This window comes from Acidovorax sp. 69 (assembly GCF_002797445.1).
In the GTDB taxonomy this organism is placed as follows: Bacteria; Pseudomonadota; Gammaproteobacteria; order Burkholderiales; family Burkholderiaceae_C; genus Acidovorax.
Map to the genome: position 1 here is coordinate 2,164,144 of NZ_PGEP01000001.1, position 13,618 is coordinate 2,177,761.

The window sequence follows — 13,618 nt, forward strand, 5'->3', positions numbered from 1 at the left end:
GCTTAAAGTAATTTACTCCAAGCACTCTGTGGTGAATACCTATGGGTTACCCGTACCGACGGGCCTGGGTGCATGCATTCGAGGGCTGTCCGTCCTGCGCTATTGCTTCATGGGTTGACAGGGTTTGAACGCTGTCCGGGCACCGGTTCTTCTGAAAAAGACCGCTAGGGATTGCCAGAACCTCTTGACGTCGGTAAAGATAGATCAATGAAGTAAACTGCATTTTTTTGTATTTTATGCAGTATAGATCATGTTTTCAGGGTGGTGTCGCGCTGTTTGATGCCTCGGTATTGGTAGTTTCGAGCATAGAGAGGCCTCTGCATCATCCTGGGCCGTCGACCTGTGGGCTCAGTCGGAAAACATGGAGCCTTCACCCGGCAAAATAGAGGTCATTGGTCACAGGGGAGGTCTTGCTGTCCGTGGCCCCCCAGTTCGCAGTGTTACCCATTGCTTCATGTCTCTTCCATCTCGCTCTTCTTCCGCGTCCTTGTCCTCGTCTTCTGCGCCGTCCATTCGGGTGCGTCTGGCCCGGTGGCTGCGTCATTTTTGGCCAGCCCCGCTGGGTATTGATGGTCGCGAAAGACTGCGTTTCATCGTTGGTGCGGTGACTGGCGTGTTGCTGACAGCATTGCTCAGCCGTTGGTGGGCAGGGAGTGGCAGTACGGGCCCCTGGATGGTGGCGTCGCTGGGGGCCAGCGCGGTGCTGGTATTTGGTATGCCATCAAGCCCATTGGCCCAGCCTTGGCCTGTTCTGGGTGGAAGCACTTTGTCGGCACTCGTTGGTGCAGCCGCTGCCGCTTTTATCCCAGATCCCGCGATCGCAGGGGCGGTGGCGGTGGGGTTGGCCATAGCGCTCATGGTGCCGCTGCGCTGCCTGCATCCACCAGGTGGAGCGATGGCGCTTTATATGGTGCTGACGGCGGGCGAGGGGTGGCACCTGGCCGCGTTTCCCATACTTTTCAATGTGCTCGTATTGCTGGTGGCTGGGGTGGTCTACAACGGCCTGACCGGGCGCCGTTACCCGCACCCCCAGCGTGCAGCGGTCAGGACTGATGTTGCCCAGGGTGCTTTCACCGCGTCAGATGTGGATGCTGCTTTGTCCCATTACAACCAGGTGCTGGATGTCAGCCGTGCGGATCTGGAGGGGCTTTTGCATCTGGCGGGCAGGGCCGCTTTCCAGCGAACGCTGGGTGAGGTTCGTTGTTCGGACATCATGTCCAAGCCTCCGTTTGCGGTGGAGGCGGAGGTCTCCCTCAAGGATGCATGGGCGCTGATGCGTGCCCAGCAGATCAAAGCGTTGCCGGTGGTGGACCCGCTGCGCCGGGTTGTAGGGATCGTGACAGTGGCGGATTTCATGCGGCTCGCCAACCTTGATACGCACGAAGGGCTGGGGCAGCGCCTGCGCACACTCGTCATGGGTCGCAGTGGCCAGCCTCAGGATGTGGGCGAAATCATGTCGCACCCGGTGCAGGTGGCCCGCGTGGCGCAGCACGCCATGGATCTTGTTCCCCTGTTTTCTCAAGGCGGGCACCACCATATTCCCATCGTGGATGGGGATGAGCGGTTGGTGGGTGTGATCACCCAGACGGACCTGGTGCGAACGCTGGCCACAGCCGTTCAGGGGCGTGATGAGGGGGACGTTGTGAGCGCAACCAGGGCGCATGGGGCGGCCTCAACAGCCTCCAACGCGGGCCAATAGGCAAAACGTGGTACATCGCGGTACAATCGACAGGCTATGCACAGCGCTTGAGCCTGTCCATTGACGCCGTCTCCCCCGGCCCTCTGCCTGATCTGCGCCCCGGGTGCAGCGACTCCCACCGCCCGCAATGCACCGTGTGTCGAGTACCGACCACGTCGTAGCTGCCGTGGTGGATGCACAAAGCGTTCAGGCGCTGATCACAGAATATTTGTTTTGAAAAGATAGAGAACATGGCCAAAGAAGAACTCATTGAAATGCAAGGCTCCGTCACGGAAGTTTTGCCCGACTCGCGCTTTCGCGTCACGCTGGAAAACGGTCACCAACTGATCGCCTACACGGGCGGCAAAATGCGCAAGCACCACATCCGCATCCTGGCGGGCGATAAGGTTTCGCTGGAGATGTCTCCGTATGACCTGTCCAAGGGACGCATCACGTTCCGCCATCTGGCTGGCCGTGGTCCCGGACCGTCGAGCAACCGTTAATTCACTGAGTCCTTGGTCTTTTTCAGCCCTGTGGGCTGATCCGTTTCTCGTTTCTTGTGGTTCTCTCATCCATGTGCCCCCTTGCGAAAGAGGTAGTGGATTCCCGGTTTTAGTTTGTTGCTCGCTGTTTTTGGAAAAAACACAAAAAGTACGCAACGAACCAGAAAGTAGGGAAATACCGAGTTAGAATACGAGCTGTCGGAGCGTAGCGCAGCCTGGTAGCGCATCTGCTTTGGGAGCAGAGGGTCGCGAGTTCGAATCCCGCCGCTCCGACCATCAATCGTAAGGGCTCCTAGCTATCAAGTTAGGAGCCCTTTTCGTTTTCCGTTATGCGTTTGTCTAACGGGTTGCTCTGGCCTCGATGTGTTTTTGTGCCGCACTTTTTCTGCCCTCTGAGCTCGCGTGGTGTGCGCCCATCCGCTGGACCTCGATAGGCCTGCTCTTTTCGTTCACACCCGTCTGGGCTTTGGCTTGCAGGTCGCAGAATGACGTGTTGGGGGGATGGGCGTTGTACGTCCGGGGCTTGTCGCTGTACCGACAGCCCACGTTACGGGGCCAATCCCCGATCATTCTGGGTGTGGTGTCGGCGTGGATTGCGCGGTTTCAATGTCCGCCAGCGTTGAAAATGGCACGTTAGAAAAATGAGGCTCCTGTGAATCAACCTGCTCCATATGCCGAATTGATCGCCACTTACAAAAGGGCGAGGGCAGAGGCCGCCCACAAACAGGGGCTGATCAAAGCGGTTGCGGCCAAGGGCCCCAAGGCAATTCAAGCAGCTATCGATACGGCAGGCAAAGCCGTGAAGCGCAGGGACTCCTATGCGGACAAGCTGGCTTCGCTGGGAGTTGTGCTCAAAGATTGAGCGGGGCAGGGCGATACCCTCGGTTTAAAGAAACCGAGGGGCGCCGATGGATGCCAATGAGCTGCTCGAAGCGTTGGGGATGCTGCAGGGTCGGCAAGGCCGCCGCAGGGATTTCTTACCAAGTGGCGTGTGAACATTGCGTACCATCTGGCATCCGTATGGGCCGTTGTCCGTGCATCTGATGGGCTATTCATGCGATGAAATTTTCCACGTCGGCAATCCTTTCTTTTTCGGAGGCAGCCGTTGATGCAGGTGCCCATTCGAGACGCTACGACACGGTGGATGCGCTGCGTGGCTTGGCCATGGTATGGATGACGGTCTTTCACTTCTGTTTTGACCTGAGCCACTTCGGGTTTTGGCCACAGAATTTCCGTGCGGACCCCTTCTGGACAACCCAGCGCACGTTCATCGTCAGCCTCTTCCTGTTTTGTGCGGGACTCGGTCAGGCCATTGCATTGCACCAAGGGCAGGGCTGGTTGCGTTTTGGACGCCGATGGGTGCAGGTTGTAGGCTGTGCCTTGCTGGTCACAGCAGGTTCTTTTGTGATGTTCCCCCAAAGCTTTATCTACTTTGGTGTGTTGCACGGTATGGCTGTGATGCTTCTGATTGCGCGGTGCTCTGTCAGTTGGGGGCGATGGTTGTGGTTGGCGGGGCTGGTGGCAGTGGTGTTGCCGTCGCTGGCACTGCATGCGTTGACCGGAGTTTTTGAGGAAGCAGCACCCTGGCTGAATGGGCGCGCCCTCAATTGGCTGGGACTGGTGTCACGCAAGCCCTTTACCGAAGACTACGTGCCGATTTTTCCGTGGCTGGGTGTGATGTGGTGGGGTCTTGCCGCAGGGCAGTGGACACTGCTCAGGCGGCCTTTGTGGGCGCAGTGGGCATTGCCTGGAATCTTTCGGCAATTGGCGGTGCTAGGGCGCTGGAGTCTCAGTTACTACATGCTTCATCAGCCAGTGATGATCGGGCTGCTGACGATGGTGGCCTGGGTGCTGAACCGTCCATGAGCGAATGGCGGCACGGCCTGAGCGACCAGAGGCGCAGTGCAATCCGCAATATCCATAAAAAAACGCGACCTTGGTCGCGTTTTTTTATGGGCATCCCGGATGGGATGCGATGGAAGCCGATTACTCGACCTTGGCCTTGGCGCGCAGGTCTTCCTGGAACTTGGCCAGCTTTTGCTGTTGCAGTTGTTGAGAAACTTGCGGCTTGACCTCTTCCAGCTTGGGCAACTCGGCCTGGCGCACGCCATCCAGACGGATCACATGCCAGCCAAATTGGCTCTTGACGGGGGTGTCGGTCATTTTGCCCTTTTCCAGCTTGATGAGGGCTTCTGTGAATTCGCTCACGTAGCTGGCGGGGTTGGCCCAATCCAGGTCACCGCCCTTGGCGCCAGAGCCTGCGTCCTTGGACTGCTTCTTGGCGATGTCTTCAAACTTGGCGCCCTTCTTGATGGACGCGATGATGGCCTTGGCGTCAGCTTCTTTTTCCACCAGGATGTGGCTGGCCTTGTATTCCTTGCCGCTATTGGCGGCCACGAACTTGTCGTACTCGGCCTGGATCTCGGCGTCGGTCACAGGGTTCGTCTTCTGGAAGTCGGCGAACAGTTCGCGGATCAAGATGCTTTGGCGGGCCAGGTCTATCTGGGCTTTGTAGTCTGCCGAGGCTTCCAAGCCGCGCTTTTGCGCTTCCTGCATGAAGATCTCACGGGCGATGACTTCTTCCTTGATCTGGCCTTCGATGTCTGGCGTCACCGGACGGCCGGAGCGTTCCACTTGCTGCTTGAGCGCTTCGACGCGCTCCTTGGGCACGGCCTTGCCATTGACGATGGCAATGTTCTGGGCGGAAACGGGCAGGGCCATCGTGCCCAGCACGGCAGCGGCGACGAGGCCGGACAGGAGCTGTTTCTTCATGCGGAATCCAAAAAATAAGGGAGTTGTTTGCCAGCTGAAATCCGGCAACTGATGACTTGGGGCCGGCTCAGAGAACTTCAATGGCGAGGGCGTGAACGCCTTGGTCAATAAATTCTTGCAGCGCATCATACACAAGGCGGTGTTGCGCTACACGGGGCCGTCCTGTAAAGAAAGGTGACGCAATGCGGACCCGGAAATGGGTGCCAAAGCCGGTGCCATTGGCACCGGCATGGCCCGCGTGGGCTGCGCTTTCGTCCAGCACTTCGAGTTGGGTGGGGGTTAGCTTTTCCACCAGTGCCTGGTGCATTTGTTGGGCAAGGGTTGTCATATCCGGCGTTCTCAGGCGGCAGGCTCATCACCCTTGAGGTGTGGCGCAATGTAGATGCCTTGTGCAATCAGGAACACCAGGGGGAAGGCATAGCCCCAGAGCTTGAAGTCCACCCAGGCCTCGGTGCTGAAGTTGAGCACCACATAGGCGTTGATGGCAGACATGAAGGCGCAGTAGATGATCCAGGCCACGTTAAGCCGCAGCCATACGTTGTCGGGCAGTTCCAGCTGGCTGCCGAGCAGCATCTTGAGGAAATTTTTCTTCATTGCCCACAGGGCCACGGCCAGTGCGAGGGACATGGCCCCATATAAAACCGTCGGCTTCCATTTGATGAAGCGGTCGTCCTGCAACACCAAAGTAAGGGTGCCAAACAACAGGATGAGCACCAGCGTGACCTTGTGCATGGTCTGAAGGCGCCGGTCGATGAAGTAAATCAGGGCCATCTGCGCCACAGTGGCGGCCATCAGCACGGCCGTGCCCACGTAGATGCCATAGAACTTGTAAGCCCCGAAGAACAGCAGGATGGGGAAGAAATCGATCAGAATTTTCATGGGATCAGAAAAGAGTCTCGGCGCTCAGGTTGTGCCGGATTCGAAGTCCAGCGAGGCCGAGTTCATGCAATAGCGCAGGCCGGTGGAGGCAGGACCGTCTTCAAAAACATGGCCCAGGTGCGCCCCGCATTGTGCACATACCGTTTCGGTGCGAACCATGCCATGGCTGCGGTCGACGATTTCCGTGATCGAGCCAGGAAGGGCTTCCGAGAAGCTGGGCCAGCCGCAACCTGCGTCAAACTTTGTCACTGAATCAAATAACTTGCTGCCACAGCAGATGCAATGGTAGCTGCCGTCGGCCCAGTGGGCTTCGTACTTGCCGGTGAACGGGCGCTCGGTGGCGGCATGGCGCGTGACCTGCAAGGCCACGGGTTCTGCGCCTTTTTCGCGCAAGACGGCTTGCCATTCGGCATCGGTTTTCTGAACAGGGTAGGTCATGATGAACAGCTGATCTCGATGGAGGACGCCCAGTCGGGCGGGAAGGCTGCATAGGCGTCGTGCCCAGGGTGCTCGTCAAAGGGGCGCTCCAGCAGCCGCTGAAGGGTTTGGAGTTCGTTGAAGTCGCCAAGTTTCGCTGCGCGGATGGCCTGCTCGCCCAAGTGGTTTCTCAACACAAATTTGGGATTGGTTTTTAGCATCAAATCGGCAACAGGCGCTTTATCCATATGCGCAAGTAGCTCCGAATACGATAGCAACCACTGGTCCAACCCGTCACGGTCCGCACACAGGTCGCGGACCGGCTCGAAGTCGCCCGCAACAACGGCGTGCGACAAGCGCCGCCAGAAGATCGTGTAGTCCACACCGTTGCGGGCCAGCAGCAGCAAAAGAGTATCGATGAGTTCAGCGTCGCCATCGCTTGCGTCCGTCAACCCCAGCTTGGCGCGCATCCGGGCCATAAATTCAGTGGGAAAGACGGTTTTGTAGGATTCCAGCGCCTCTTTGGCGATCTCCGGGTCGCCCATCAGTGGCAACAAGGCTTGGGCCAGACAAAACAGGTTCCAGTACGCCACGTTGGGCTGGCGGTTGTAGGCGTAGCGGCCCTGCGTGTCACTGTGGTTGCAGATGTGACCGGGCACGAAAGCGTCCAGAAACTGGAAAGGGCCGTAGTCGAGGGTCAAGCCCAGGATGCTCATGTTGTCGGTATTCATCACCCCGTGGCAAAACCCCACGGCTTGCCATTGGGCCATGAGGCGGGCGGTGCGCTCGCTCACGGCTTTCAGCAGCGCAGCGTAAGCATTGCCTCCAAACTCGGTGGTGCCGCGACATTCCGGGTAGTGACGGTCAACCACGTAGTCGGCAAGCGCTTTCAGCTGCAAGTCTTGGCCGTTGGCTGCGAAGTGCTCAAAGTGCCCAAAGCGCACAAAACTCGGTGCCACGCGGGTGACCACGGCGGCCGTTTCGATCTCTTCGCGGCGCACCGGGCCGGTTGATCCGGTAACGCACAAGGCGCGTGAGGTAGCAATGCCCAGACCATGCATGGCTTCGCTGCACAGAAATTCCCGGATGCTGGACCGCAGTACCGCGCGCCCGTCACCCATTCGGGAATAGGGTGTGCGACCTGCCCCTTTGAGTTGGATCTCCCACCCGCTGGCGGTCTCGCCCAGCAGGATGGCCCGGCCGTCGCCCAACTGGCCTGCCCACACACCAAACTGGTGTCCGCTGTACACGCTGGCCAATGGACGCGAACCCGCCAACAGGTGGTTTCCGGTAAATGCCTGCAGGGCATCGTCGCTGCGCAGATGGGCTTCATTCAGGCCCAGTAGTTGCGCCACGGTCGGGCTGGTGCCCACCCAGTGGGGTGTGGGCAAGGGGGTGGGGCGTAGTTCGGTGAAAAAGTCGGGGCCCAGCGCGGCAAAGCGGTGGTCCCAGGCCAGGCCGAGGTCGGTGCGGGTGTCGCTGTCGGCAGTCAAGGTCATGGGTTCGATTGTCTCGCAGCCCGGATGTCCCGGTGCCCACAGGGCCATGGCGAGCGGATGAGGCTGCGCGCGGGCAGCTACGCCGGCGCCTCAGTTCCCAGGGCGACCTGGCTTGTTGCTGGCGGCAGCAGTTGCAGGCGGTACTGGCCTGGGGGCATGCCAAACCAGCGCTTGCAGGCCCGAAACAGGTTGCTCTGGTCGCAAAAACCGAGCAGATCGGCCACCTCGGCCAGATTGCGGCGCGGGTCGGCCAGGTACTGGCGGGCCAGTTCGCTGCGGGTGTCGTCCAGCAGTTGCTGGTAGCTCACCGACTCTGTCTGCAGCCGCCGCTGCAGGGTGCGGTCCGTCAGGTGCAGGCGCGCTGCCACGTCCTCACGCCGGGGCTCGCCCAGGTGCAGCGTGCGCGATATTTCGGCGCGTACCTTGGCGCTCACCAGCGATGGGCCCAACTGCCCCAGCTCGGTTTCGACCAGTTGTTCGTGCAGCGCCCACAGGCTGGGGTTGTGGGTGGGAATGGGCTGCAGCAAGTCGGCTTCGGCCATCAGGAAACGGTTGCCCGACTGGCCAAAGCGGGGCAGCACGCCAAAGGCGGTGCGGTGGCGCGCGTCGTCGGCCGGTGGCGGGGTGACCAGTTCGACGGCCAGGGGCGTGAGGTCACGCCGCGTGAGCCAGTCGCACAGCGTCAGCAGGGTCAGCACCGCAAATTCCACCCGCTGGCGCGGAATGGGGCGCGATGCGCCAATGTGGTTGAGCACCATCCAGTACCCACGCGGGTCGCGTTCCATCGAAAACGTGGTGGCGTCCGAGATCAACGCCATGTGCCGGTCCAGGTGCCTGAAGCCTTCGAGCAGGTTTGGCCCCGAGGCCAGCGCATGGCCCACCAGGTCCAGCTTGCCGTAGCGCGCGGCGAGTTGGCGGTCCAGGCCCAGCCCCGGGCGGTCGTGGTGCTGGGCTGCTGCCTCCCACAAGCGGCTGACGCGGTCCACATCCACGCGGGTGTGGGGGTGTTGGAGGCTGTCCAGGTCAATATCGGCCTGCGCGCACAGCGCCTGCACCGGAAGTCCCTCGGCCGCAAACAACTCTGCGATGCCGCGTACCCAGGCGGCAGAGCTGGTGCGCTGCGGCAGCGGGTTCATGGGCATGTCCCTGTCTCAGGGTTTACGCGCGGGTGGTGTTCTGAAGTCACTGTTTTGGTGTGGTTGCGATAGTGGGCTGCGGGCCAGGCGTTCCCACAATCGGCGCCGAGGTTGTGCCCAGGTGCAAGTGTGATGTGTTCCAGAGGCTCGACCCATTCCTGAAAACCCCGAAGGAGACAAACAACATGGCCTATATTGCAAAGTGCCTGCGCTGGAGCGCGGCTTGCCTCGCCGCCGTCATGGCGACCGCCTGTGGCGGCTCGGGCGGTACGCCGCCCGAGTTGCGCGAAACCCGCTACGGTGTGGTGCGTGGCACAGATGACAGCGCGGCCAGCGGCACCTACGCCTGGAAGGGCGTGCCCTACGCCCAGCAGCCGCTAGGTGCCTTGCGCTGGCAACCGCCGGCCGAGCCCGCCGCCTGGACGGGCGAGCGAAGCGCCGCCCAGTTTGGCAGCGCCTGCCTGCAGATGGGACGCATCTATGGCCCGGGCGCCAACAACCGCTTTGACGACACCATCGGCCAGACGCTGAACACGCCGCTGGGCAGCGAGGACTGCCTGACCCTCAATATCTGGCGCCCGGCCACCACGCAGGACAACCTGCCGGTGCTGGTCTTCATCCACGGCGGCAGCGCCATCTCGGGCTACACCGCCGATCCGGTGTACGACGGTGCCGCGCTGGCCAAATCTTCCAATGCCATCGTGGTCACGGCCAACTACCGGCTGGACGTGCTGGGCTATTTGCAGTTGCCCGCCTTGCATGGCGGCAACAGTGGCAGCAGTGCCTACACCGGCAACTATGCGCTGCTGGACATTGTGCAAGCGCTGCGCTTCGTTCAGGGCAACATCGCACGCTTTGGCGGCAATGCGGGCAACGTCACACTGATGGGTCAGTCGGCGGGTGCCATCAATGCATTGGCGCTGCTGACGGCGCCGCAAGCGTCTGGCCTGTTCCACAAGATGGTGCCGATCAGCGGCGGGATCTCCCTGGCATCCAACCTGCCTGCGGGCTCCATTCCCACACTCAGCCCCGCCTCGCGCTACGCCACACAGGCCAGCCAGCTGCTCGCGCATCTGGTGGTGGCCGACGGCCTGGCACCCGCCTTGCCCGAGGCACAGACCCTGGTGGCCGGCTGGACGCCCGCCCAGGTGGCCAGCTACCTGCGTGGCAAGGATGCGCGGGTGATTTTGCAGACGGTGCTGGCGAAGGGGCTGACCGGCTCCGGCCCGATCCCTGACGGTGTGGTGGTTCCCGCCGATCCGATTTCCGAGATCGCGGCAGGGCGCTATCAGAAGGTGCCGGTCCTGTCCGGCTACACGGCCGAGGAGGGCAAGTTGTTTGCGCCCTTCCTCGTGCTGCTCGGTGGCAAGCCCGGCATGAAGATCAGCGATGCCGAGCGCTTTGCGATGATGCAGCGCTTTGACCCCGATGCACCCACGAGCCTCACAGCGGCAGATATTCTGGATGCGTCTTACCTGCCTGTGACGACCCCTGGCACGGGCTACAACGCACGCACACAGCTGCTGGGCAATGTGTTCATCGGTGCCAGCCGCGACAACCTGCTCAATGCCCTGCGCAGCCAGCAGAGCAGTGTGTGGAACTACCAGTTCAACTGGGCCCAGCAGCCCGCGCCCTGGAACGATGTGTATGGCGCGGCCCATGCGTTTGACCTGCCGTTTGTGTTCGGCAACTTCGGTCCCTCGGTGTTTGCCAAGGCCACCAATAGCCTGGCCAACCAGCCGGGGCGCCTGGCGCTGTCCCGGGCCATGATGGACAGCATGCGCGCCTTTGTGCACACCGGCGATCCCAACAACGGCACCCTGGGCCAGACCTGGCAGCCATGGCCCCGCAAGCTGTTGCTGGACGCTGACCAGAAGGCGGTGCGCCTGAGCGTTCAATGACACCCATGCTGACTGCGCTGCGTCGGTTTTGGCAGAGTGCAGAGGGTCACTGCGCCGCTGTGGCGGCGAGGTATGCGTTCAGCGCCTCGTCGTCCACGATGGCCACGCGCCCAAAGTCCAGCGACACGATGCCCATGCCCTCCAGCGAACGCAGCACCTTGTTGACCGTTTGCCGCGACAGGCCCACCAGCTGGCCCAGCTCGTCCTGGGTCAGGTTGAGCCGCCGGGTGCTGCGCCAGAAAAGGCGGCTGAGGTACAGCGCCACGCGGTGTTCTGTGGACTGGGTGCGCCCGGCCTCAATGATGGTCATGGCTTGCCCGAGCCGCATGTTCAGGTGCAGTACGAGGAACTGGTTGAACGCCAGGCTGGTCTCGCGCAGCGTGGAAAAAAGTGGCAGCGGCAGGCACAGCAGGGTGGTGGGGCGCAGCGCTACCACATGGTATCGGCGGGGCTCGGGCTTCATGGCAGAGCCCTCGCCAAACCACTCGCCATCCGGCGCGCCAATGAAGGCCGAAGACCTCCCCTTGCTGGCCGGGCTTTGCAGCATCACCAGTCCCGACAGCACGGCGTGCCAGCCTTCGACCGTACTGCCTGCGGGCAGCATGACCTCCCCTTTTTCGCCTTGCACGGCAAACACCTCGTTGCGCAGGCGCTCCTGCAGAGTGGCCGGCACGCTGGCAAACCAGGGCTGGCCTGAAATGAACCGAGGAGCCAAGAGGGAGGTACTGAGCATGAGCGCAATTGTCGCTGCACCCTGGCGGAACGTTCAGGGTAATCCCTCGGCCTTTGTCAATGGGACGACAGGTGTTGGCAGTCGCCAATGCACGGCGCACACTGCGGGCTCGCCGCGGGCTGTGACCGGGCGATGGCATTGGAGCCAGACTGCAGCGCGCTTGGGGATGACTCGGGTTTTTCCGGTCTCGTTTCATGACCAGGGAGACACCTTGGCCAAGCGCCTCACGCTACCATGATCTTTCCCTTCACTACAACATTCAAGGAGCACCCATGCTGGGCCTGATGCAAAGTCAACCGTTGCTGATTTCGTCGTTGATCGAATTCGCCGAACGCCACCATGGCGACGCCGAAATCGTGTCTCGACGGGTAGAGGGTGACATTCATCGCTACACATACCGTGATCTCGCTGTGCGTGCGCGCCGTGTTGCCAATGCGCTGGACGCACTCAAGCTCCAGTTCAGCGACCGCGTGGCCACGCTGGCCTGGAACGGCTACCGCCACATGGAGATGTACTTTGGCGTGAGCGGTTCGGGCCGCGTGCTGCACACGGTCAACCCGCGCCTGCACCCCGACCAGATCGCGTGGATCGTCAACCACGCCGAAGACCAGGTCATGTGTTTTGACACCACTTTCCTGCCCTTGGTACAGGCGGTGCACGCCAGGTGCCCTACTGTGAAGAAATGGGTGGCCTTGTGCGACGCAGACAAGCTGCCTGCGGATTCAGGCATTCCAGGCCTCACCAGCTACGAGACCTGGATTGGTGCGCAGTCGCCTGACTATGACTGGCCTGAGTTTGACGAGAACTCGGCATCGAGCATGTGCTACACCAGTGGCACCACGGGCAACCCCAAGGCTGCGCTCTACAGCCACCGCTCCACCACGCTGCATGCCTATGCCGCAGCACTGCCCGACGTGATGTGCCTGTCGGCCCGCGACTCGGTTCTGCCCGTGGTGCCCATGTTCCACGTCAACGCCTGGGGCATCCCGTACTCGGCAGCGCTCACCGGCTGCAAGCTCGTTTTTCCGGGCCCCGCGATGGATGGAAAGTCCATCTACGAACTCATCGAGGCGGAGAAGGTCACGTATGCCGCTGGCGTGCCCACCGTGTGGCAGATGATGCTGGGCCACATGAAGCCTGCGGGCCTGAAGTTTTCTACGCTGCGCCGCACCGTGATCGGCGGGTCGGCCTGTCCACCGGCCATGATCCACGCCTTCAAGGAAGACTACGGCGTGGAGGTGCTACATGCCTGGGGCATGACCGAGATGAGCCCGCTGGGCACGTTGTGCACCCTGAAAAACAAGCACCTGGCGATGTCCAAGGAAGACCAGATGAAAGTCCTGCTCAAGCAGGGCCGGGCGATCTATGGTGTGGACATGAAGATCGTCGGCGGCGACGGCGAAGAACTGCCCTGGGACGGAAAAACCTATGGTGACCTTTTGGTCAAGGGCCCGTGGATTGTGGACAGCTACTTCAAGGGCGAGGGCGGCAATCCCCTCATCAAGGACGGTCAGGGCCGGGGCTGGTTCCCTACGGGCGACGTGGCCACCATTGATGCGGACGGCTTCATGCAGATCACTGACCGCAGCAAGGACGTGATCAAGTCCGGAGGCGAGTGGATCAGCTCCATCGACATTGAAAACATTGCGATGGCGCACCCCGCGATTGCGATGGCAGCCTGTGTGGGAATGCCCCATCCGAAGTGGGACGAGCGCCCCATCGTGGCAGTGGTCAAACGCCCCGGTACCGAGGTCACACGTGACGAGTTGCTGGCCTTCTACGAAGGCAAAACGGCCAAGTGGCAGATCCCGGACGATGTGGTGTTTGTTGAAGCCATTCCGCTGGGCGCTACCGGCAAGATGCTCAAAACCAAACTGCGCGAGCAGCTCAAGGATTACAAGCTTCCGAGCCTGTGATCGGGGAGATGCCGGGCCGGTCCTTGCACGGGTGCGTGAGGGTTGTGCTCGGCATTGCCCCAGGCTGGTGCGCGCTCGGGGGAGTGCTGTGCCAGTCACGTGTGCGACGCTGGTAGGGGCAATCCCTGAGCATCGCTTTGTTGCAACGCGGTACGCTGCGTTGTGTCGATTTACTAGGAGACAA

Annotated in this window: 13 protein-coding genes and 1 tRNA gene; 7 read left to right on the forward strand and 7 right to left on the reverse strand. The window is 61.2% G+C overall.

The annotated features are described in order from the left end of the window. Positions 1-454: 454 nt before the first annotated feature. The 5 genes from CLU85_RS09940 to CLU85_RS09965 all read left to right on the forward strand — a co-directional run bounded on the left by CLU85_RS09940 (position 455) and on the right by CLU85_RS09965 (position 4,047). A complete protein-coding gene (locus CLU85_RS09940) occupies positions 455-1,699 on the forward strand; it encodes an HPP family protein (protein ID WP_232727787.1) in 1,245 nt (414 codons plus the stop codon). A 230-nt stretch (positions 1,700-1,929) separates the two neighbouring features. Continuing rightward, complete coding sequence (gene infA / locus CLU85_RS09945) at positions 1,930-2,181, forward strand: translation initiation factor IF-1 (protein WP_100410119.1); 252 nt, start codon at positions 1,930-1,932, stop codon at positions 2,179-2,181. A 199-nt stretch (positions 2,182-2,380) separates the two neighbouring features. Then, positions 2,381-2,457: transfer RNA gene (locus tag CLU85_RS09950), tRNA-Pro, on the forward strand. Between the two features lie 376 nt (positions 2,458-2,833). Next, positions 2,834-3,043, forward strand: coding sequence for a hypothetical protein (locus CLU85_RS09960; RefSeq protein WP_100410121.1), 210 nt, complete (start codon positions 2,834-2,836; stop codon positions 3,041-3,043). Positions 3,044-3,240: 197 nt separating this feature from the next. Beyond that, positions 3,241-4,047, forward strand: a complete 807-nt coding sequence (locus tag CLU85_RS09965) for a heparan-alpha-glucosaminide N-acetyltransferase (protein WP_100410122.1) — start codon at positions 3,241-3,243, stop codon at positions 4,045-4,047. Between the two features lie 120 nt (positions 4,048-4,167). On the opposite strand, the gene CLU85_RS09970 is transcribed toward CLU85_RS09965, so the two are convergent. The 6 genes from CLU85_RS09970 to CLU85_RS09995 all read right to left on the reverse strand — a co-directional run bounded on the left by CLU85_RS09970 (position 4,168) and on the right by CLU85_RS09995 (position 8,884). Further along, positions 4,168-4,953, reverse strand: a complete 786-nt coding sequence (locus CLU85_RS09970; protein WP_100410123.1) for a peptidylprolyl isomerase — start codon at positions 4,951-4,953, stop codon at positions 4,168-4,170. A gap of 67 nt (positions 4,954-5,020) precedes the next feature. After that, positions 5,021-5,281 carry a BolA family transcriptional regulator gene (locus CLU85_RS09975; RefSeq protein ID WP_100410124.1) on the reverse strand — a complete coding sequence of 87 codons (261 nt, stop codon included), beginning with the start codon at positions 5,279-5,281 and terminating at the stop codon, positions 5,021-5,023. A gap of 11 nt (positions 5,282-5,292) precedes the next feature. After that, positions 5,293-5,832, reverse strand: coding sequence for a septation protein A (locus tag CLU85_RS09980; RefSeq protein ID WP_100410125.1), 540 nt, complete (start codon positions 5,830-5,832; stop codon positions 5,293-5,295). Positions 5,833-5,856: 24 nt separating this feature from the next. Then, a complete protein-coding gene (gene msrB / locus CLU85_RS09985) occupies positions 5,857-6,270 on the reverse strand; it encodes a peptide-methionine (R)-S-oxide reductase MsrB (protein WP_100410126.1) in 414 nt (137 codons plus the stop codon). Beyond that, a complete protein-coding gene (locus CLU85_RS09990) occupies positions 6,267-7,748 on the reverse strand; it encodes a YdiU family protein (RefSeq protein ID WP_100410127.1) in 1,482 nt (493 codons plus the stop codon). The genes msrB and CLU85_RS09990 overlap by 4 nt, the downstream gene beginning before the upstream one ends. A gap of 77 nt (positions 7,749-7,825) precedes the next feature. Continuing rightward, positions 7,826-8,884 carry an AraC family transcriptional regulator gene (locus CLU85_RS09995; protein WP_100412473.1) on the reverse strand — a complete coding sequence of 353 codons (1,059 nt, stop codon included), beginning with the start codon at positions 8,882-8,884 and terminating at the stop codon, positions 7,826-7,828. Positions 8,885-9,123: 239 nt separating this feature from the next. On the opposite strand from CLU85_RS09995, the gene CLU85_RS10000 reads away from it, so the two are divergent. After that, the gene (locus CLU85_RS10000; protein WP_369858312.1) at positions 9,124-10,785 is read left to right on the forward strand and encodes a carboxylesterase/lipase family protein; all 1,662 of its coding nucleotides are present in this window, start codon (positions 9,124-9,126) and stop codon (positions 10,783-10,785) included. 46 nt (positions 10,786-10,831) lie between these two features. On the opposite strand, the gene CLU85_RS10005 is transcribed toward CLU85_RS10000, so the two are convergent. Continuing rightward, a complete protein-coding gene (locus CLU85_RS10005) occupies positions 10,832-11,518 on the reverse strand; it encodes a Crp/Fnr family transcriptional regulator (protein WP_100410129.1) in 687 nt (228 codons plus the stop codon). A 272-nt stretch (positions 11,519-11,790) separates the two neighbouring features. On the opposite strand from CLU85_RS10005, the gene CLU85_RS10010 reads away from it, so the two are divergent. Then, on the forward strand, positions 11,791-13,434 hold the full coding sequence (locus tag CLU85_RS10010) for a 3-(methylthio)propionyl-CoA ligase (protein WP_100410130.1): 1,644 nt from the start codon (positions 11,791-11,793) through the stop codon (positions 13,432-13,434). Positions 13,435-13,618 lie beyond the last annotated feature (184 nt).

What these genes read in the sequence shown, in the direction of transcription:
- CLU85_RS09940 (WP_232727787.1), top strand. Translation starts at nt 455, where the DNA reads ATGTCTCTTCCATCTCGCTCTTCTTCCGCGTCCTTGTCCTCGTCTTCT.
- infA (WP_100410119.1), top strand. Translation starts at nt 1,930, where the DNA reads ATGGCCAAAGAAGAACTCATTGAAATGCAAGGCTCCGTCACGGAAGTT.
- CLU85_RS09965 (WP_100410122.1), top strand. Translation starts at nt 3,241, where the DNA reads ATGAAATTTTCCACGTCGGCAATCCTTTCTTTTTCGGAGGCAGCCGTT.
- CLU85_RS09970 (WP_100410123.1), bottom strand. Translation starts at nt 4,953, where the DNA reads ATGAAGAAACAGCTCCTGTCCGGCCTCGTCGCCGCTGCCGTGCTGGGC.
- CLU85_RS09975 (WP_100410124.1), bottom strand. Translation starts at nt 5,281, where the DNA reads ATGACAACCCTTGCCCAACAAATGCACCAGGCACTGGTGGAAAAGCTA.
- CLU85_RS09980 (WP_100410125.1), bottom strand. Translation starts at nt 5,832, where the DNA reads ATGAAAATTCTGATCGATTTCTTCCCCATCCTGCTGTTCTTCGGGGCT.
- msrB (WP_100410126.1), bottom strand. Translation starts at nt 6,270, where the DNA reads ATGACCTACCCTGTTCAGAAAACCGATGCCGAATGGCAAGCCGTCTTG.
- CLU85_RS09990 (WP_100410127.1), bottom strand. Translation starts at nt 7,748, where the DNA reads ATGACCTTGACTGCCGACAGCGACACCCGCACCGACCTCGGCCTGGCC.
- CLU85_RS09995 (WP_100412473.1), bottom strand. Translation starts at nt 8,884, where the DNA reads ATGAACCCGCTGCCGCAGCGCACCAGCTCTGCCGCCTGGGTACGCGGC.
- CLU85_RS10000 (WP_369858312.1), top strand. Translation starts at nt 9,124, where the DNA reads ATGGCGACCGCCTGTGGCGGCTCGGGCGGTACGCCGCCCGAGTTGCGC.
- CLU85_RS10005 (WP_100410129.1), bottom strand. Translation starts at nt 11,518, where the DNA reads ATGCTCAGTACCTCCCTCTTGGCTCCTCGGTTCATTTCAGGCCAGCCC.
- CLU85_RS10010 (WP_100410130.1), top strand. Translation starts at nt 11,791, where the DNA reads ATGCTGGGCCTGATGCAAAGTCAACCGTTGCTGATTTCGTCGTTGATC.